The 17,611-nt window shown below is 72.0% G+C and carries 17 protein-coding genes; 13 read left to right on the top strand and 4 right to left on the bottom strand.

Annotated elements, in window-relative coordinates:
- The first annotated feature begins 126 nt into the window (after positions 1–126).
- Positions 127–1,728: a glucose-6-phosphate isomerase gene (locus ACLV7J_RS11150; RefSeq protein WP_411869168.1), complete on the top strand. Its 1,602-nt coding sequence runs from the start codon at positions 127–129 to the stop codon at positions 1,726–1,728.
- Between the two features lie 46 nt (positions 1,729–1,774).
- Here ACLV7J_RS11150 and leuS read toward each other — a convergent pair whose 3' ends face one another.
- Together leuS and ACLV7J_RS11140 are read right to left on the bottom strand one after the other, a co-directional pair.
- Positions 1,775–4,420, bottom strand: a complete 2,646-nt coding sequence (leuS, locus tag ACLV7J_RS11145; protein ID WP_411869167.1) for a leucine--tRNA ligase — start codon at positions 4,418–4,420, stop codon at positions 1,775–1,777.
- Positions 4,421–4,496: 76 nt separating this feature from the next.
- A complete protein-coding gene (locus ACLV7J_RS11140) occupies positions 4,497–4,739 on the bottom strand; it encodes an Hfq-related RNA-binding protein (RefSeq protein WP_411869166.1) in 243 nt (80 codons plus the stop codon).
- Between the two features lie 32 nt (positions 4,740–4,771).
- Between ACLV7J_RS11140 and dapF the strand changes: the two genes are divergently transcribed.
- From dapF to ACLV7J_RS11115, 5 genes are all read left to right on the top strand, one after another.
- Positions 4,772–5,980 (top strand): diaminopimelate epimerase, encoded by a 1,209-nt coding sequence (gene dapF / locus ACLV7J_RS11135; protein WP_411869165.1) that lies wholly within the window; start codon positions 4,772–4,774, stop codon positions 5,978–5,980.
- Between the two features lie 4 nt (positions 5,981–5,984).
- Entirely contained in the window at positions 5,985–7,196 is a 1,212-nt protein-coding gene (locus ACLV7J_RS11130) for a cysteine desulfurase family protein (RefSeq protein ID WP_411869164.1), read from the top strand.
- A gap of 60 nt (positions 7,197–7,256) precedes the next feature.
- Positions 7,257–7,943: a DUF1995 family protein gene (locus tag ACLV7J_RS11125; RefSeq protein WP_411869163.1), complete on the top strand. Its 687-nt coding sequence runs from the start codon at positions 7,257–7,259 to the stop codon at positions 7,941–7,943.
- A gap of 76 nt (positions 7,944–8,019) precedes the next feature.
- On the top strand, positions 8,020–8,547 hold the full coding sequence (locus tag ACLV7J_RS11120) for a DUF4330 domain-containing protein (RefSeq protein WP_411869162.1): 528 nt from the start codon (positions 8,020–8,022) through the stop codon (positions 8,545–8,547).
- 73 nt (positions 8,548–8,620) lie between these two features.
- Positions 8,621–9,916: a D-alanyl-D-alanine carboxypeptidase/D-alanyl-D-alanine-endopeptidase gene (locus ACLV7J_RS11115; RefSeq protein ID WP_411869161.1), complete on the top strand. Its 1,296-nt coding sequence runs from the start codon at positions 8,621–8,623 to the stop codon at positions 9,914–9,916.
- Positions 9,917–9,956: 40 nt separating this feature from the next.
- On the opposite strand, the gene ACLV7J_RS11110 is transcribed toward ACLV7J_RS11115, so the two are convergent.
- Both ACLV7J_RS11110 and coaD read right to left on the bottom strand, forming a co-directional pair.
- Positions 9,957–10,901, bottom strand: a complete 945-nt coding sequence (locus ACLV7J_RS11110; RefSeq protein WP_411869160.1) for a hypothetical protein — start codon at positions 10,899–10,901, stop codon at positions 9,957–9,959.
- Positions 10,901–11,395 (bottom strand): pantetheine-phosphate adenylyltransferase, encoded by a 495-nt coding sequence (gene coaD, locus ACLV7J_RS11105; RefSeq protein WP_411869159.1) that lies wholly within the window; start codon positions 11,393–11,395, stop codon positions 10,901–10,903. The genes ACLV7J_RS11110 and coaD overlap by 1 nt, the downstream gene beginning before the upstream one ends.
- A gap of 62 nt (positions 11,396–11,457) precedes the next feature.
- Here coaD and ACLV7J_RS11100 point away from each other — a divergent pair, with 62 nt between their 5' ends.
- The 7 genes from ACLV7J_RS11100 to ACLV7J_RS11070 all read left to right on the top strand — a co-directional run bounded on the left by ACLV7J_RS11100 (position 11,458) and on the right by ACLV7J_RS11070 (position 17,607).
- Positions 11,458–11,943 (top strand): flavin reductase family protein, encoded by a 486-nt coding sequence (locus ACLV7J_RS11100; RefSeq protein WP_411869158.1) that lies wholly within the window; start codon positions 11,458–11,460, stop codon positions 11,941–11,943.
- A 16-nt stretch (positions 11,944–11,959) separates the two neighbouring features.
- Entirely contained in the window at positions 11,960–14,071 is a 2,112-nt protein-coding gene (gene uvrC, locus ACLV7J_RS11095; RefSeq protein WP_411869157.1) for an excinuclease ABC subunit UvrC, read from the top strand.
- 83 nt (positions 14,072–14,154) lie between these two features.
- A complete protein-coding gene (locus ACLV7J_RS11090) occupies positions 14,155–14,445 on the top strand; it encodes a hypothetical protein (RefSeq protein ID WP_411869261.1) in 291 nt (96 codons plus the stop codon).
- A gap of 49 nt (positions 14,446–14,494) precedes the next feature.
- Complete coding sequence (locus ACLV7J_RS11085) at positions 14,495–16,045, top strand: cryptochrome/photolyase family protein (protein WP_411869156.1); 1,551 nt, start codon at positions 14,495–14,497, stop codon at positions 16,043–16,045.
- A 53-nt stretch (positions 16,046–16,098) separates the two neighbouring features.
- Complete coding sequence (locus tag ACLV7J_RS11080; protein WP_411869155.1) at positions 16,099–16,332, top strand: DUF2811 domain-containing protein; 234 nt, start codon at positions 16,099–16,101, stop codon at positions 16,330–16,332.
- On the top strand, positions 16,332–16,922 hold the full coding sequence (hemJ, locus tag ACLV7J_RS11075; RefSeq protein WP_411869154.1) for a protoporphyrinogen oxidase HemJ: 591 nt from the start codon (positions 16,332–16,334) through the stop codon (positions 16,920–16,922). Before ACLV7J_RS11080 ends, hemJ begins: the two co-directional genes overlap by 1 nt.
- A gap of 7 nt (positions 16,923–16,929) precedes the next feature.
- Positions 16,930–17,607, top strand: a complete 678-nt coding sequence (locus ACLV7J_RS11070) for a PHP domain-containing protein (protein WP_411869153.1) — start codon at positions 16,930–16,932, stop codon at positions 17,605–17,607.
- The last annotated feature ends 4 nt before the right edge of the window (positions 17,608–17,611 follow it).

The following is a 17,611-nucleotide window of genomic DNA, read 5'->3' as shown; positions in this document are numbered from 1 at the left end:
TTGTGTGGCGGTCCACACAGTCCCAGGCCAGACCCGGTTTTTTGGCCGGAATGCAGCCTTCGCCGCTTTGCCCTGTGACCGATCACCGATAGCGTCGCCCTGCTTCGACTGCCACTGCCCGGGCCCATGACCTTTCTCACCGCCTCCGCCGGCGCCGGCCCCGAGGCCCTCTGGCGGCGGTTCTGCGGCCTGCTGTGGCACGATCCCGCCCTCGGCTTCTGGCTCGATCTCAGCCGCATGGTCCTCGATGCGGAGCGCCTGGAGGCCCTGCGCCCCCGCTTCGCCCGGGCCTTCGAGGCCATGGCGGCCCTGGAGGCCGGCGCGATCGCCAACCCGGATGAGGGGCGCCAGGTGGGCCACTACTGGCTGCGCAGCCCCGAGCTGGCGCCGGATGCCGCCGCCGGGGATCACATCCGCGCCGAGGTGGACCGGATCGAGGCCTTCGGCCGGGATGTGCAGGCGGGGGTGATCGCGCCGGGTCCCGGCAAGCGCTTCACCGACGTGCTGTGGATCGGCATCGGTGGATCGGGCCTGGGCCCGGTGCTGATGGTGCGGGCCCTGCAGGATCCGGGTTCCGGCCTGCCCTTCCACTTCTTCGACAACGTCGATCCCGACGGCATGCGCCGCACCCTGGCGGCCCTGGGCCAGCGGCTGCAGACCACCCTGGTGGTGGTGGTGAGCAAGTCGGGCGGCACGCCCGAGCCCCACATCGGCATGCTCCAGGCCAAGCGGGCCCTGGAGGCCCACGGCGGCAGCTGGGCCCGCCAGGCCGTGGCCGTGACCATGCTCGGCAGCCGCCTGGACCAGGAGGCCGAGGCCGGCGGCTGGCTGGCCCGTTTCGACATGTTCGACTGGGTGGGCGGCCGCACCAGCGTCACCAGCGCCGTGGGCCTGCTGCCCGGTGTGCTGATCGACGCCGACATGCGCGCCTTCCTGGCCGGGGCCGGTGCGATGGATGCCGCCACCCGCGTGGCGGAGCTGGAGGCCAATCCCGCGGCCCTGCTGGCGGCCGCCTGGTACGCCGCCGGTGAGGGCAAGGGCCGCCGCGACATGGTGGTGCTGCCCTACCGGGACCGGCTGGAGGTGTTCAGCCGCTACCTGCAGCAGCTGGTGATGGAGAGCCTGGGCAAGAAGCTTGACCGCGACGGCCAGGTGGTACACCAGGGTCTGGCGGTGTACGGCAACAAGGGCTCCACCGACCAGCACGCCTACGTGCAGCAGTTGCGCGATGGCGTCGACAACTTCTTCGTGACCTTCATCGAGGTGCTGGAAGATCCCGGTGACATCCCGCCGCTGGAGGGCGAGAACCCCGGCGATTTCCTCGACGGCTTCCTGCAGGGCACCCGCGCCGCCCTCACCGAGGAGGGCCGCCAGAACCTCACCATCACTCTGCAGCGCCTGGATGCCCACAGCCTGGGTGCCCTGATCGCCCTGTTCGAGCGGGCCGTGGGGCTCTACGGCGAGCTGGTGAACGTGAACGCCTACCACCAGCCCGGCGTGGAGGCCGGCAAGCTGGCCGCAGCGGCCCTGCTGGACCTGCAGGTGCGGCTTGAGGAACGGCTGGCGGACGACAGGGAGCACACCCTGGCGGGGCTGCAGGCGGACCTGGGGCTGGAGAGCCCCGAGCCCCTCTACTGGATCCTGCGCCACCTCTGCGCCAACCGTCGCCACATCAGCGCCCGCGGCGACTGGGGCAAGCCCGAGAGCCTGGTGTTCCTGCACGACTGAGGTCGTGGGGGACCCGATAGGGGTCCCCTCGCTCCAGGTGCTGCCTTCAGGGCACCAGGTTCACGAGCTTGCCGGGCACCACGATCACGCGGCTGGGGGCCTTGCCCTCCAGCCACTTGGCGGCGATGTCGCTCGCCAGGGCCAGCTGCTCCAGGGTGGCCTTGTCGGCGTCGGCGGGCACCTCCAGGCTGCCGCGCACCTTGCCCTTGATCTGGATCACCAGGGGCACGGTGCTGCGCACCAGGGCCGCCGCATCCGCCAGCGGCCAGGCCTGGCGGTGCACGCTGCTGCTGTCCAGCTGCTCCGTTTCACGGCGGCCGCCGAGCTTCAGCCACAGCTCCTCCGCCAGGTGGGGGGCAAACGGGGCCAGCAGGATCAGCAGGGTGCGCAGGGCCTCGCAGGCCAGGGCCGCCCGGCTGGCCTCCAGATGGGCCGCCATCGCATTGCTGAGTTTCATCAGCTCCGATACGGCGGTGTTGAACTGGTAGTCGCCGTCGAGGTCGTCGCTGATGGCACTGATGGCGGTGTGCACCGCCCGCCGCAGCTCCTGCTCCTCGCCCGAGGGGGCGCCGGATGCCAGGGCCTCGGCCACCGCCGCCGGCGTGCCGGCGCCATCCGCCAGGCTCAGGCCCCGCTCCGCGGCGCCATCCACCAGGCGCCAGATTCGCTGCAGGAAGCGGAACTGCCCCTCCACATCGGCGTCGTCCCACTCGAGATCCTTCTCGGGCGGCGCCTTGAACAGGATGAACATGCGGGCGGTGTCGGCGCCGTACTTGTCGATCACCACGGCTGGATCCACGCCGTTGTACTTCGACTTCGACATCTTCTCGTAGAACACCTCCAGCACCTCGCCCGTGACCGGATCCCGGGGGTCCGTGGGGTCGGCCACATCGGCGGGGGCGATGTATTTGCCGCTGTGGGGGTTCTTGTAGGTGATGCCCTGCACCATGCCCTGGGTGAGCAGCTTCTGGAAGGGCTCATCGAAGCCCAGCAGGCCGCGGTCGCGCAGCACCTTGGTGAAGAAGCGCGAGTAGAGCAGGTGCAGGATGGCGTGCTCGATGCCGCCCACGTACTGGTCCACCGGCAGCCAGGAATCCACCGCCTTGCGGCTGAAGGGCAGGGCCGTGTTGTGGGGGTCGCTGTAGCGCAGGTAGTACCAGCTGGAGCACATGAAGGTGTCCATGGTGTCGGTCTCGCGCCGCGCCGGCTGGCCGCAGCAGGGGCAGGCCACCTGCCACCAGCTCTCCAGCTGGGCCAGGGGGGAACCGCCCTTGCCGCTGAAGGCCACATCGCGGGGCAGCTCCACCGGCAGCTGCTCGTTCGGCACGGGCACCACGCCACAGCTGTCGCAGTGGATCACCGGAATCGGGCAGCCCCAGTAGCGCTGGCGGGAAATCAGCCAGTCGCGCAGGCGGAACTGCACCTTGGCGCGGCCCCAGCCCTGGCCCTCGGCGGCCTCGGCGATGGCGCGCTTGGCCTCGCCGCTGGCCAGGCCCGTGAAGGGGCCCGAGTGGATCAGCACGCCGGCCTCGGTCCAGGCGCCGCCCTCGAAGGCGTGCTCATCGCTGCCCTCCGGGATGATCACCTGCCGCACCGGCAGCTCGTACTGGCGGGCGAAGACAAAGTCGCGCTGGTCGTGGGCGGGCACGCCCATCACGGCGCCGGTGCCGTACTCGGCCAGCACGTAGTCGGCGATCCAGAGGGGAATCAGCTCGCCGTTGGCGGGGTTGCGCACCTGGGCGCCGATGGGCACGCCGCGCTTGGGCTTGTCGTCGGCCGTGCGCTCCTGCTCGCTCTGGCGGCTCACCAGATCGCAGAAGGCCTCCACGTGGATCGCCTGCTCAGGCGTGGTGAGCTTGGCCACCAGCGGGTGCTCGGGGGCCAGCACCACGTAGCTGGCGCCAAAGATGGTGTCGGGCCGGGTGGTGAACACCGTGATGGCTTCGGCCGTGTCGTTCCCCTCGGCATCGACCACCGGGAAGGTGAGCTCGGCGCCGGTGCTGCGGCCGATCCAGTTGGCCTGCATCGTGCGCACCCGCTCCGGCCAGCCCTCGAGCTTGGGCAGGTCGTCGAGCAGCTGGTCGGCGTAGGCGGTGATCTTCAGGAACCACTGGCGCAGCTTGCGCTTCTCCACCAGGGCGCCGGAGCGCCAGGAGCGGCCCTCGCTGTCCACCTGTTCATTGGCGAGCACCGTCTGGTCGATCGGGTCCCAGTTGACGGTGGCGTCCTTCTGGTAGGCCAGGCCCGCCTCCAGGAACTGCAGGAACAGCCACTGGGTCCAGCGGTAGTAGTCGGCGTGGCAGGTGGCCAGCTCCCGGTCCCAGTCGATCGAGAGGCCCAGCTGGTTGAGCTGCTCCCGCATCGAGGCGATGTTGCGGTCGGTCCAGGCGCCGGGGTCCACGCCCCGCTCGATGGCGGCGTTCTCCGCCGGCAGGCCGAAGGCATCCCAGCCCATCGGGTGCAGCACCCGCTTGCCCCGCAGCCGCGCCACCCGCGCCACCACATCGGTGATCACGTAGTTGCGCACATGGCCCATGTGCAGGTTCCCCGAGGGATAGGGGAACATCGAGAGGGCGTAGAAGGCGTCGTCGCCCGGCTGCAGCTCGGGGGTGGCGTGCAGGCCCTGCTCCTGCCACTGCTGCTGCCAGGCGGCCTCGATGGCCTGGGGTTGGTAGCGGCTGCTCTCGCTCACGACAGGCCCGGACACTGGCCTGTGATGGTGCCACAGCCGCCCGAATGGCCCCGGCTGGCGGCCGCTCTGGGCGCCGTCAGGCCAGCATCCGGATCACGGCCACGGCCGTGCGATTGATCAGGATCGGCTGCTTCTCGTAGTCGGGCTGCAGGGCCAGGAACTCCGCGTCGACCCAGCGCAGGATGCCGTCCAGCTTGGTGCCGTCGCTCAGCTGCACGTTGACGGGGTTCTTGCTGCGCACCCAGGCCTGCAGGGTGCGCACGCCGGGCTGGGAGGCATCAAAGGTGGCCCCGGTGCGGCTCTCGAAGAGGTTCCCCATAGGATCGATGATCGACCTTGCGGCCGCGTCGCGTGCTCCAGTTCAGCAAATATCAAGGATTAGGCAACGACTTTCTGCTGCTGGATGGTCGGGTGCTCGACGGCGGCGCCGTTCCGGAGCCGGACTTCGTGTTCGGGCTGACGCCCGAGTGGATCGCGCGGCTGTGTGATCGGCGCTTCGGCGTCGGCGGCGACGGGGTGATCCTGGCCCTGCCCCCCAACGCCGGCGGTGAGCTGCGCATGCGCATCTTCAACGCCGACGGCACCGAGCCGGAGATGTGCGGCAACGGCATCCGCTGCCTGGCCCGCTTCCTGGCCGACCGTGACGGCGACGGACCCGGCCGCACCTGGCAGATCGACACCCTGGCGGGCCGGATCGTGCCCGAGCTGCTACCGGATGGCACCATCCGCGTCGACATGGGCGCCCCCTTCCTGGAGCCGGCCCAGGTGCCCACCACCCTGGAGGTGGGGCCCGACGGCCTGCCCCAGGGCGAGCTGGTGGTGGATGGGGAGGCCTTCGCCGTGGCGGCCGCCGGCATGGGCAACCCCCACGTGGTGATCCCGGTGGATGCGGTCGACGAGATCGACCTGGAGCGCTTCGGCGCCGGCTTCGAGGTGCACCCGGCCTTCCCGGCCAAGACCAACGTCCACTTCGTGCAGGTGCTCGCCCCAGACCACCTGGTGATGCGGGTGTGGGAGCGGGGCGCCGGCCCCACCCTGGCCTGCGGCACGGGCGCCTGCGCCACCCTGGTGGCCTGCCACCGGCTGGGGCTGAGCGCGAACCGGGCCCGGCTCGATCTGCCGGGCGGCCCCCTGCAGATCCACTGGGATCCCGACAGCGGCAAGGTCTTTATGGATGGCCCGGCCGAGCACGTGTTCGACGGGGTGGTGCCTGATCCCGCCGTGGTGGCCGCCGCCCGGCGCGAGGCCGCCGAACGCCCGCGCCCGGGCACTGCCGCAGCCCCCTCGGCGGCCCCCAGCGCCGCGGCCCCCGTCGCCACCGGTTCCGCTGCTCCGGCCCCCAGCGCGCCCACCGCCAGCGCCGCCCCGGCGATCGACTGCGCCACGGTCTGCACCAACGGCTGCATCCGCCCCGACGACTGCCCCAGCGCCGAGGCCCGCGCCCGCGTGGAGGCCCTGCTCAGCGGCACCTCCCTCGACGACCTGGTGGCCCTCGCCGCCAACTCCCTCGAATCGCGCACCCGCGCCCGTTTCGAGCGGGAGGGGGGCCTGGGGGGCTGAACCGATGACCTACACCCCGCCGATCTACCTCGATTCCTGCGCCACCACCCCGCCGGCGCCGGAGGTGCTGGAGGCCATGGCCGCCGTGGACGCCGAGGCCTGGGCCAATCCCAGCAGCCTGCACGGCTTCGGCCTGGCGGCGGCGGAACGGCTGGAGCGCTCCCGCCAGCGCATCGCCGAGATCCTGGGCTGCGGCAGCAACCAGGTGATCATCACCTCGGGGGGCACCGAGTCGATCCACATGGCCCTGCTGGGGGCCGCCGCCGATGGCCCGCCGGGCCGGCTGCTGATCTCGGCCGTGGAACACCCCGCCACCGTGGCCGCCGCCGGCCAGCTGGCCCAGCGGGGCTGGCAGGTGGAGAAACTGCCGGTGGATCACCTGGGGGTGGTGGATCTCGACGCCCTCGATCGCTTGTTGGCGCCGCCCACGCGGCTGGTGTCGCTGATCTGGGGCCAGAGCGAGGTGGGCACCATCCAGCCGATCCAGGAGATAGGGCGGCGCTGCCGGGAGGCCGGCGTGTTGCTGCACGTGGATGCGGTGCAGGTGGTGGGCCACCTGCCGGTGGCCTTCGATGCCCTGCCGATCGACCTGCTCAGCTTCGCCTCCCACAAGCTGCAGGGCCCCCGCGGCGTCGGGGCCCTGCTGGTGCGCCCCGACCTGTCCCTCAAGCCCTTCATCGGCGGTGGCGGCCAGGAGGCGGGCCGGCGCGGCGGCACCGAGCCCGTGGCCCTGGTGGCTGGCCTGGCCCGGGCCCTCGATCTTTGCGATGCCCGGCTGCGGGCCCACGGCGGCCGCGATCCCATCGCCGATCTGCGCAACGACCTGCTGCAGCGGCTGCTGCAGCTGCCGGCCGTGCGGCTCAGCGGTCCCGATCCCTTCGATCCCCAGGGCCCCGAGCGGCTGCCCCACCACATCAGCCTGCTGATGGCCAGCCCCAGCGGCCGGCCCATCTCCGGCCGCCGCCTGGTGCAGACGATCTGGCAGCAGGGCTACGCGGTGAGCAGCGGCTCGGCCTGCAGCAGTGGCCGGGGCGCCAACCCCTGGGGCCTGGCCCCCAGCCCGATCCTGCAGGCCATGGGCTATTCCGACGGCGAGGCCGCCAGCGGCCTGCGCCTCAGCCTCGGCCCCTGGCTGACGGCCGCGGACCTGGAGGGGGTGCCTGGGGCGGTGGAGCGGGGCCGGCTGCGGGTGATCGCCGGCGAGCCGGTGGGCTGAGCCGGGGCTGGACCCGGCGCCGGCCCTCCTGGGTAGGGTCGCGCCAACTGTGCTGGTTCGATGCTCCCCGCTGATCTGCGCGCGGCCGAGGCCGAGGCCCTCGAGGCGCTGGCCGCCGCCCTGGTGGCCGAGCCCAAGGGCCTCTGGACCGCTGAATTCCGCTTCGAGGGGCTGCGGCTGATGCCCGTGGCCCTGCGCTTCGGCGCCGCGCTCTCGCCGCGCTTCCCCAACCTGCGGCTGCTGTTCCCCGATGCGGGGGCCACGGCCCTGGCCAAGCGCGATGCGCCGGAGCAGGCCAGCCAGCTGGCCAGCCTGCGGGACCTGATGCGCCTGCAGCAGGCCGACGGCGGCAGCGAGGGCGTCCTGATCCTGGTGGCCCCCTCCCCGGCGGACTACGAGGAGGTGGAGGCGGTCTGCTCCCAGCACCGCGGGCCGGTGGTGCTGCTCAACGGCAGCCTGGAGGACGCCGCCGTGGGCATCGGCAGCGTGGCCCGCGAGCGGCGCAAGGGCTTTCTCTCCGGCTGGCAGGCGGCCTATGCCCTGATCCCCACGGCCGAGGGGGCCCTGCGCCGGGCCTTCCCCGGCCCCTGGGAGCTCTACCGCCGCGACCCGGACGGCCATCGCTTCGCCGCCAGCTTCGAGGCCAGGCCCGATGCCGAGCAGCAGGCCGAGGCCCTGGGCGGCGCCGGCGGCGTCGGTCGCGGCCTGGCGGCGGTGGATCGCTTCATCGAGGGCCTGCGTAACTGAGCCGGGGCGCGGCCGGCCCGCCGGCCCTTGTGGGACCCGGCGGCCCTCCGTACAGTTCGGCATCTTCCGATGCGCCATGGCTGCTGCCGATTCCTCCCCCCGCCAACGCCGGATCGGCCTGGTGGATGCGGGAGCCGCCCTGGCGGTGCTGCTGGCCGCCGCCGGCGTGATCTGGAGCCCCAAGCTCACCGGCGCCATTGCCAAGGCCACCGGTGGCCTGCGCCCCGTGACGGTGCTGGTGGATGTGCGGGGGATCCCCGCGGCCGATCCGGCGGCGCTGATCGCCTCGGCCCGCCAGGACGGCAAGCTCAAGATCGTGATCCGCAACCAGCCCCACGGCAGTGTGGGCGTCAAGGAGGTGATCGCCCTGCCGCGGCGCATCTCCACCCTCACCCCCGACGGCAAGGTGGTGAGCGCCGCCGATCCCAACCAGGCCACCTTCAGCACCCTGGATGCCCGCTTCGTGCTCGAGGGCGAGGGACAGAAGACCGCCGAGGGGGTGGTGTTCGGCAACCAGGCCATCAAGGTGGGCGCTCCCATCGAGCTGGAGGGCAGCGCCTTCCGGGTCGGCGGCTCGGTCACCGGCCTGAAGCTGGAGTCCTGAGATGGCACACCGTGATGCGCCAAGCCCCGATGGGCCTTGCTCCAGCCGCCGGCTCCGGGTCCGGTCCGGGGTCTTGAACCGCTCGGCCCTCAGCCGTGGCACAGCCGCAGGCCTGGGCCTCGGCCTGGCGCTGACGGGCCTGACGGCTCCGCCGCTGCGGGCCCAGAGCCTCACCGCCACCACCTCCTTCCCGGCGGCGCCCCCACCGATCGGCCTGCCCCGGCTGCAGAGCCAGGTCAGCTGCCCGGCCCTGCAGCAGCGCCTGGCGGCCGTGGTGGGTGGCGAGGCGGCGGCCTGGAGCGTGTCGGTGGCCGACCCCAGCGGCCGGCTGCTGGCCGACATCAACGGCCGGCGTCCCCGCATCCCGGCCTCCAACCAGAAGCTGATCAGCACCGCCATCGCCCTGGACCGCTTGGGCCCCGACTACCGGCTGACCACGCGCCTGTGGCGCCTGGCGGACGGCAGCCTGCGCATCACCGGCGAGGGCGACCCCGACCTGGGCTTGACCCAGTTGCGCCGCTTCGCCAAGCTCGCCCTGGGCAGCGGTGGCGGGCCCGGAGAACCGGCGGCGGCTCCGGTGCGGATCCAGCTGGTGGAGGAGCCCAGCCAGCGCTGGTGGCCCAGCGACTGGCACTGGGGGGATCGGGCCGAGGCCTATGGCGCCCCGATCACCCGCCTGGCCCTCACCAGCAACGCCATCGACATGGCGGTGCCCAATCCCCCGGACCGGCTGCAGCGGCTGCTGGGACAGGAGATCCGGCGCCAGGGGGGCCAGGTGGCCTTCAGCGTGGTGCCCTCCAGTGCCCCCGGTGCGATCGACGGCAGCAACGCCACCCTCCTCTACGAGGAGCCCTCGGTGGGGATGCACGGGCTGCTGAGCCTGGCCAACACCGAGAGCCACAACTTCACCGCCGAGGTGCTGCTGCGGCAGGCCAGCACCAGCTGGGACCTGGCCCAGGCCCGCGGCGCTGCCATGCAGTGGCTGGCCGCCCAGGGGCTGCCGATGGAGGGGGTCGTGGTGGTCGACGGCAGTGGCCTCTCGCGCAGCAATCGCCTCACCAGCCGGCTGCTGGCGGCCCTGCTGCTGCGCATGGCGCAGCACCCCTATGCCGCCAACTACCAGGCCTCAATGGCCGTCGCCGGCCAGCGCGGCACCCTGCGCAACCTCTACCGGGGCACCAGCCTGGACGGCCGCTTCCGCGGCAAGACGGGCACCATCTCAGGGGTGCGCTCCATCAGTGGCGTGCTCGACACCCCGGAGGGACCCCGCTACGTGAGCGCCATCGCCAACGGTGGTTCGGCACCCAACACCACAATCGGTCGGATCCTCCGGGAGAGCCAGGTGCCGGGCCTCTGCCCGGCGATCTGAGTTTCGCTGGCTCTGAGGCCCTCCCCGTTGGGGAGGACCCTCAGTTGCGGCCGGCGGCCTGGCGCAGCCGCTCGGCGGCGCGGCGGGCCCGGCTGATGGGCACGGCTGCCGAGCTGGTCTCCGGCGCGGTGGCCTGGCCGGCCAGGCTGGTGGGATCCACGCTCTGGAGCTTCACCAGCTCGCGGCGGCCCGCCATCACCACCTTGCCCATGTCCTGCAGGCGGCCCTCCAGTTCGCCCAGCACCTGCTCGGCGTAGCGGTTGGCGCCCTCCTGGATCGAGGCCGATTCCTGGCGGCTGCGGCTGATCAGGGCCTCGCACTGCTGTTGGGTCTGCTGGCGGAACTGCAGGGCATCGGCGTGGACCCGCTCGGCCTCGGCCTGGCTGGTCTGCTGCAGGCGCACGGCCTCCTGACGGATCTGCTCCAGCTCGGCCAGGCTCTGCTGGCGGTTGCGCTCGTGCTGCTCCACCAGCTGACGCTTGAGCTCGGTGGCCTCGGCGTCGAGCTGCTGGCGGCGCTGCAGGGCCTCCTGCTCCAGCTGCTGGCGGCGCAGGCCGAACTGCTGCTCCATCTGGGCCAGGCGCGCCTGGTGTTCCTGCTCGGCCTGGGCCACCTGCTGGCGGGTCTGGAGCAGCAGCTGCTCGCACTGCTGGCGGGCCTGCTCCCGCAGCTCCGCCACCTGGCGCTCGGCCTCCTGCCGGATCGCCTGGGCGCTGATCAGCTGCTCGCGCTGCTGGCGGGCCTGGTTGACGATCTCCTCGGCCTTCTGGCGGGCCTGGCCGATGAACTCCTCCTTCTGGCGCAGCAGCTCCTCGGCCTGGGAGAGCTGGGGCGGCAGGGCCTCGCGCACGGCGTCCATCGCCTCGATGGCGTCCTGCTCGTTCACCAGGCGGCCGCCGCTGAAGGGAACCCGCGTACCGTCCAGGACGATTTCCTCCAGCTGGTCCAGCTGATCGAGCACGGAGCTGAGTTGCGCCTCGGACATCACCGCTGTTCGGGAGATGCCCGATTAAAGAACGCGGCCAGATCCTGCGCCACTCCTTGGGGCACCATGTGACCCACCGGACCGCCGAAGCGGGCCACCTCCTTCACCACCGAGCTGCTCAGGAAGCTGTGGGCCGTGGCCGTGGCCATGAACAGCGTTTCCAGACCTGGGGCCAGGCTCTTGTTGGTGTGGGCGATCTGCAGCTCGAATTCGAAGTCGCTCATGGCGCGCAGGCCCCGCAGGATCACGCCGGCGCCGCAGGCCTGGGCGAAGGCCACGGTGAGGCCGTCGAAGCTGGTCACCTCCACCTGGGGCAGGTGGGCCGTGGCCGTGCGGATCTGATCCAGGCGCCGCTCCACCGGGAAGGTGGGGTTCTTGCTGGGGTTCTGCAGCACCGCCACCACCAGGCCGTCGAACAGGCGGGCGGCCCGCTCGATCAGGTCCAGGTGGCCCAGGGTGAGGGGATCGAAGCTGCCGGGGTAGAGGGCCTTCATGGGCGGTGGGCGCAGGCCCCTTTCTAGAGTCAGGCCGGAAGCCCGATGCAGCGCGAGGACCCATGGCCAGCCTGAATGCCGACGCCAAGAAGACCCTGCTGCGCAAGATCCCCCACGGCGTGTTCATCTGCGGCGTGGCCGAGGGCGAGGAGGTGAACGGCTTCACCGCCAGCTGGGTGACCCAGGGCTCCTTTGAGCCACCCCTGGTGGTGATGGCGGTGCGGGCGGACTCCACCAGCAACGGCATCATCCAGCGCACCGGCAAGTTTTCCCTCAACGTGCTCGCCGCCGACCAGAAGGACCTGGCGGCCGTGTTCTTCAAGCCCCAGAAGGGCATCGGCGGCCGCTTCGACGCCGCCCCCTTCCAGCTGGGCGAGCTGGGCCTGCCCGTGCTCGACGACGCCCTCGGCGCGGTGGAGTGCGAGCTGGTGGGCCAGGTGGCCGCCGGCGACCACACGGTGTTCGTGGGCCAGGTCATGACCGCCGTGCTGCACCGCGACGGTGCCGCCCTGGAGCTCTCCGCCACCGGCTGGCAGTACGGCGGCTGAGGCCGGCCCCGCCGCCATGGCCGCCCCGGCCCCCACGCCCTTGAGCCTGCCCGAACCCGCCGGCGCCGCCGCCCGGCCCCTGCTGCAGCAACCCGAGCGCCTCAGGGCCCGGCTCCGGCAGGTGCCGCCGGAGCCGGGCTGCTACCTGATGCGCGACGCCGACGACCGCATCCTCTACATCGGCAAGGCCAAGGTGCTGCGCAACCGGGTGCGCAGCTACTTCCAGGGCGGCCCGAAGCACAGCCCGCGCATCACCCTGATGGTGCGGCAGGTGTGCGAGATCGAGTTCATCGTCACCGACAGCGAGGCCGAGGCCCTGGCGCTGGAGTCGAACCTGATCAAGCACCACCAGCCGCACTTCAACGTGCTGCTCAAGGACGACAAGAAATACCCCTACCTCTGCATCACCTGGAGCGAGGCCTACCCGCGCATCTTCATCACGCGCCAGCGCCGCTTCCGCTCGCCCCTGGATCGCTTCTACGGCCCCTACGTGGACGTGGGCCTGCTGCGGCGCACCCTGGCCCTAGTCAAGCGGGTGTTTCCACTGCGGCAGCGGCCCCAGCCCCTCCACAAGGACCGCACCTGCCTCAACTACGCCATCGGCCGCTGTCCGGGGGTGTGCCAGCAGAAGATCAGCTCGGACGACTACCACCGCACCCTGCGCCAGGTGGCGATGGTGTTCCAGGGCCGCAACGAAGAGCTGGTGGAGCTGCTGCAGCTCCAGATGGAGAAGTACGCCGAGCGGCTGGAATTCGAGGCGGCCGGCCGGGTGCGCGATCAGCTCCAGGGCCTGGACACCCTGACGGCGGACCAGAAGATGAGCGTGGGGGACAGCTCCGTGAGCCGCGATGTGCTGGCCCTCGCGGCCGACGGGCGGGTGGCGGCGGTGCAGCTGTTCCAGATGCGGGCCGGCAAGCTGGTGGGGCGGCTCGGCTACACGGCCGATGCGGCTGGCCTGCCCCCAGCGGAGCAGGGCGCCGGCGGCGATCTACCCCCCGACCCCGAGCGGCAGCGGGCCCTGGGCCTGATCCTGCAGCGCGTGGTGGAGGAGCACTACAGCCAGGTGGAGCCGGTGGAGATCCCGCCGGAGTTGCTGCTGCAGCACCCCCTGCCCCAGCAGGCCCTGATCGAGGAGTGGCTCACGGAGCGGCGGGGCCGCAGGGTGAAGCTGGCGGTGCCCCAGCGCCAGCAGAAGGCCGAGCTGATCGAGCTGGTGGAGCGCAACGCCGCCTACGAGCTGGAGCGGGCCCAGCGCACGGCCGAGCAGCACCAGCTGTCCACCGAAGATCTCGCCCAGCTGCTGGAGCTACCCAGCCCGCCGCGCCGCATCGAGGGCTACGACATCAGCCACATCCAGGGCAGCGACGCCGTGGCCTCCCAGGTGGTGTTCCTCGACGGGCTGCCGGCCAAGCAGCACTACCGCAAGTACAAGATCCAGAGCAGCTCGATCCAGGCTGGCCACTCCGACGACTTCATGGCCATGGCGGAGATCATGCGGCGGCGGTTCCGGCGCTGGAGCCAGGCCAAGGCGGAGGGGGCGGACCTGCGGGAGCTGCGGCGGGCGGCGGGCAGCGCCCTGCACACCGGCGGCCTCAACGACTGGCCCGACGTGGTGATGATCGACGGCGGCAAGGGTCAGCTCTCGGCCGTGATGGAGGCCCTGCGGGAGCTCAACCTCGACGAGGACCTGGTGGTTTGCTCCCTGGCCAAGCAGCGGGAGGAGGTGTTCCTGCCCGGCGCCAAGCAGCCCCTGGACACCGACCCCGACCAGCTGGGGGTGCAGCTGCTGCGGCGCCTGCGGGATGAGGCCCACCGCTTCGCCGTGAGCTTCCACCGCCAGCAGCGGGGTGAGCGGATGAAGCGCTCGCGGCTCTCCGAGATCCCCGGGCTGGGACCCAAGCGGATCAAGGAGCTGCTGGCCCATTTCCGCTCGATCGATGCCATCCAGCTGGCCAGCCCCGAGACCCTGGCGGCCGCGCCGGGTCTGGGGCCGGCCCTGGCCCGCCAGGTGTGGGAGTACTTCCACCCCGAGGGCTTCGGCGAACCCCAGGCCCCGGAGCCCCCTGGCGAGGCCCCCGCCGGTGAGGATGGGAGGGTGGCGGAACGCCCCCTGGAGATGGCCGGTTGAACGCGCACGTGCAAGACCGGTGGTTCCCAGGGCTGACACCCCGCCTTGAGGCGCACTGGAGCGCTCTCCTGCGTGGCCTGGCCCTGCCCCTGCTGCTGCTGGTGACGCTCCTGGCGCCCCTGGCCCTGCCGATGGCTGCCCAGGCGGCCCCCGGCATCTGCATGGGGCCGGTGTGTGGCGATGAGATCACCCGCAGCGCCAAGCACCACTTCCAGCTGCGCATGAAGGTGGGCGACCAGCAGGGCCACCGCGAGCGGCTCACGGTGGATTGCCGCGACGGGCACCTCAGCCCGGCGGCGGGTCCGGTGGAGCGGGGCTATGTGGCGGCCGTGGCCCGCCGGGCCTGCCGGCTGGCCGGGGAGGCCCCGGCGTGACAGGGCGATCCCGTCGCCGTCACCCTGAGCTTCTCCCGGTGAGCGGCCGATGACCCTCGGGATCTGGGTGCTGGGCGACCAGCTCCACGCCCACCAGGCGGCCCTGGCCAGCTCGGCCCCGGGCGAGGCGCGGGTGCTGCTGGTGGAGAGCGGCTCGGTGCTGGCGCGGCGGGCCTACCACCGCCAGAAGCTGGTGCTGGTTTGGAGCGCCATGCGCCACTTCGCCGGCGAGCTGCAGGCCGAAGGCTGGGCCGTCGATCACGCCGAAGCGGAGAGCTTCGCTGATGCGGTGCGCGCCTGGATCGCCGCCCATGGCATCACCGAACTGCGGCTGATGGAGCCCGCCGACCGGGAGTTCCGTCGGGCGATTGACGCCCTGGAGCTCCCCGTGCAGCTGGTGTGGCTGCCCTCGAACGCCTTCCTCTGGAGCCGGGAGGACTTCGCCGCCTGGGCCGGGCGCTACAAGCAACTACGGCTGGAGCTGTTCTACCGGGAGGGCCGGCGCCGCTTCGGGGTGTTGATGGAGGGGGAGGGCAAGGCGACCCAGCCCCTGGGGGGCCAGTGGAACTACGACGCCGAGAACCGCAAGGCGCCGCCCAAGGGGCTGCAGGGGCCCGAGCCGCTGCGCTTCGAGCCCGATGCCATCACCCGCTCCGTGATCGCCAAGGTGCGGCGCCTCGACGGCGAGCGCGCCGCCGCTGGCCTCGATCCGCTGCCCGGCGACCTGGAGCCCTTCGGCTGGGCGGTGACGCGCCCCCAGGCCCTGACGGTGCTGGAGCACTTCATCGTCACCCGCCTGGCGGGCTTCGGCCCCTACCAGGACGCGATGGTGAGCGGCCAGCCCACCCTCTGGCATGCCCTGCTCTCCCCCTACCTCAACCTGGGCCTGTTGCAGCCGCTGGAGGTGATCCGGCGCCTGGAGATAGCGGGGCTGGGGCAGGGCGTCCCCCTGGCCAGTCTGGAGGGGGTGATCCGCCAGATCCTGGGCTGGCGGGAATACACCCACGGCCTCTACCACTGGTTCGGGGCCGACTACCCCAGCCGCAACCACTTCGGCCACACCGCCCCGCTGCCGGCCTGGTTCGACCAGCTGGGGGGCAGCGGCATGGCCTGCCTCGACACCGTGCTCGGGGAGCTCAGGGTGAGCGGCTACGCCCACCACATCCAGCGGCTGATGGTGCTGGCCAACTACGGCCTGATCGCCGGCCTGGATCCGGCGGCCCTCACCGCCTGGTTCCACCGGATGTTCATCGACGGCTTCGACTGGGTGATGCAGACCAACGTGCTGGGCATGGGCGTGTTCGCCGATGGCGGCCTGCTGGCCAGCAAGCCCTACGCCGCCAGTGGGAACTACATCAACCGGATGGGCACCTACTGCAAGGGCTGCCGCTACGACCCCAAGCAGCGCCAGGGCGAGGCCGCCTGCCCGTTCAACGCCCTCTACTGGGATTTCCTGGCCCGCCAGCGGCCGCTGCTGGCGCCCAATCCGCGCATGGCCCTGGTGATTGCGCAGCTCGATCGGCTCGATCCGGCGCAGCTGCAGGCCATCCGTCAGACCGCCACACACCACCGCCAGGAGGGGGCCGCCGGCGTCGCTTGACACGGGAGCGGAAGTCCCGGATTGTGAGCCTCCTTCCACCAGATGTCGGCCTGATGCCCCTCGGTCACCCCACCCGTAGTGCCGATCCCGCCGCGACCACCGGCCTGGATGTGGAGCTGCCGCGGGAGCTGGCCGCTGCCGTGGACTCCTACCTGCAGGCTCGCCCCGGCCTGGATGCCAACCGCCTGCTGCAGAGCGCCCTGGCCCAGTTCCTGGTGCAGCAGGGCGGTGCCCGTCCCGAGGTGCGGGAGCTCTACCTTGATGGCCTGTTCGGCCCCACCCGTTGATGACCCTGGCGGCGCTCCCCCCCGAGGCCTACCTCTGGTTCAAGACGCTCCACATCGTGGGCGTGGTGGTGTGGTTCGCCGGGCTCTTCTACCTGGTGCGGCTGTTCATCTACCACCGGGAGGCCGAGGAGCTGGAGCCCGGCCTGCGGCAGGCCTTCCAGGCCCAGTACGCCCTGATGGAGCGGCGCCTGGCCAACATCATCACCACCCCGGGCCTGATCGTGACGGTGGCCATGGCCGCCGGGCTGCTGATCGCCCAGCCGTCCTGGCTGCAGCAGGGCTGGATGCACGCCAAGCTCGGCTTCGTGGCGGCCCTGCTGGCCTACCACGTCTTCTGTTACCGGCTGATGGGCCAGCTGCAGGCGGGCACCTGCGCCTGGAGCCCCAAGCAGCTGCGGGCCCTCAATGAGCTGCCCACCCTGCTGCTGGTGATCGTCGTGATGCTGGTGGTGTTCAAGGCCCAGTTCCCCACGGGCGCGGCCACCTGGTTCATCGTGGGGCTCGTGGTGTTCATGGCCGCCTCGATCCAGTTCTATGCCCGCTGGCGGCGGCTCCGCGCCGAACGGGAGGCCGCCGGCGGAGCGGCCTGAGGTGGGCGTGAGCGGGCCCGCCGTCCACCCGCATCCCCTGGCGGCGGTGCTGGCGGGGGTCCATGCGGGCAGCTGCCCCGGCGAGCTCAACTTCCACTGCCACACCCTCTGCAGCGACGGCAGCCTGGTCCCCGAGCGGCTGGGGGAGCAGGCCGTGGCCCTCGGCCTGCGCCACCTGGCCGTGACCGACCACCACAGCACGGCCGCCCTGGCGCCCCTGCGGCGCTGGCTGGCCGCCGAGGCCGAGCGGGGGGAGGCGGTGCCCACGCTCTGGAGCGGCATGGAGATCAGCTGCCTGCTGGAGGGCTGCCTGGTGCACGTGCTCGCCCTCGGCTTTGACGAGACCGGCAGCGAGGCCAGCGCTGCCCTGGCCCCCTACCGCCAGGGCAGCGCGCCGGTGGGGGAGGCCCTGCGGGCCGGGGAGGTGGTGCGGCGCATCCACGGCGCCGGTGGCCTGGCGCTGCTGGCCCACCCCGCCCGCTACCGCCTGCCCTTCGCCCGCCTGATCAACGCGGCGGCCGAGCTGGGCCTGGATGGCGGTGAGGCCTGGTACGACTACGCCATGCAGCCCCGCTGGCAGCCCACGCCGCTGGTGTGCGAGTCGATCGCCGCGCAGCTGGAGGGCCTTGGGCTTCTGCGAAGTTGCGGTACGGATACCCACGGTCTGGAGCTCCACGGCCGCTAGGGTT

It is taken from the genome of Vulcanococcus limneticus LL (assembly GCF_943369875.1).
Lineage (GTDB): Bacteria > Cyanobacteriota > Cyanobacteriia > PCC-6307 > Cyanobiaceae > Vulcanococcus > Vulcanococcus limneticus_A.
This window is presented reverse-complemented; position numbering and strand designations above follow the sequence as displayed.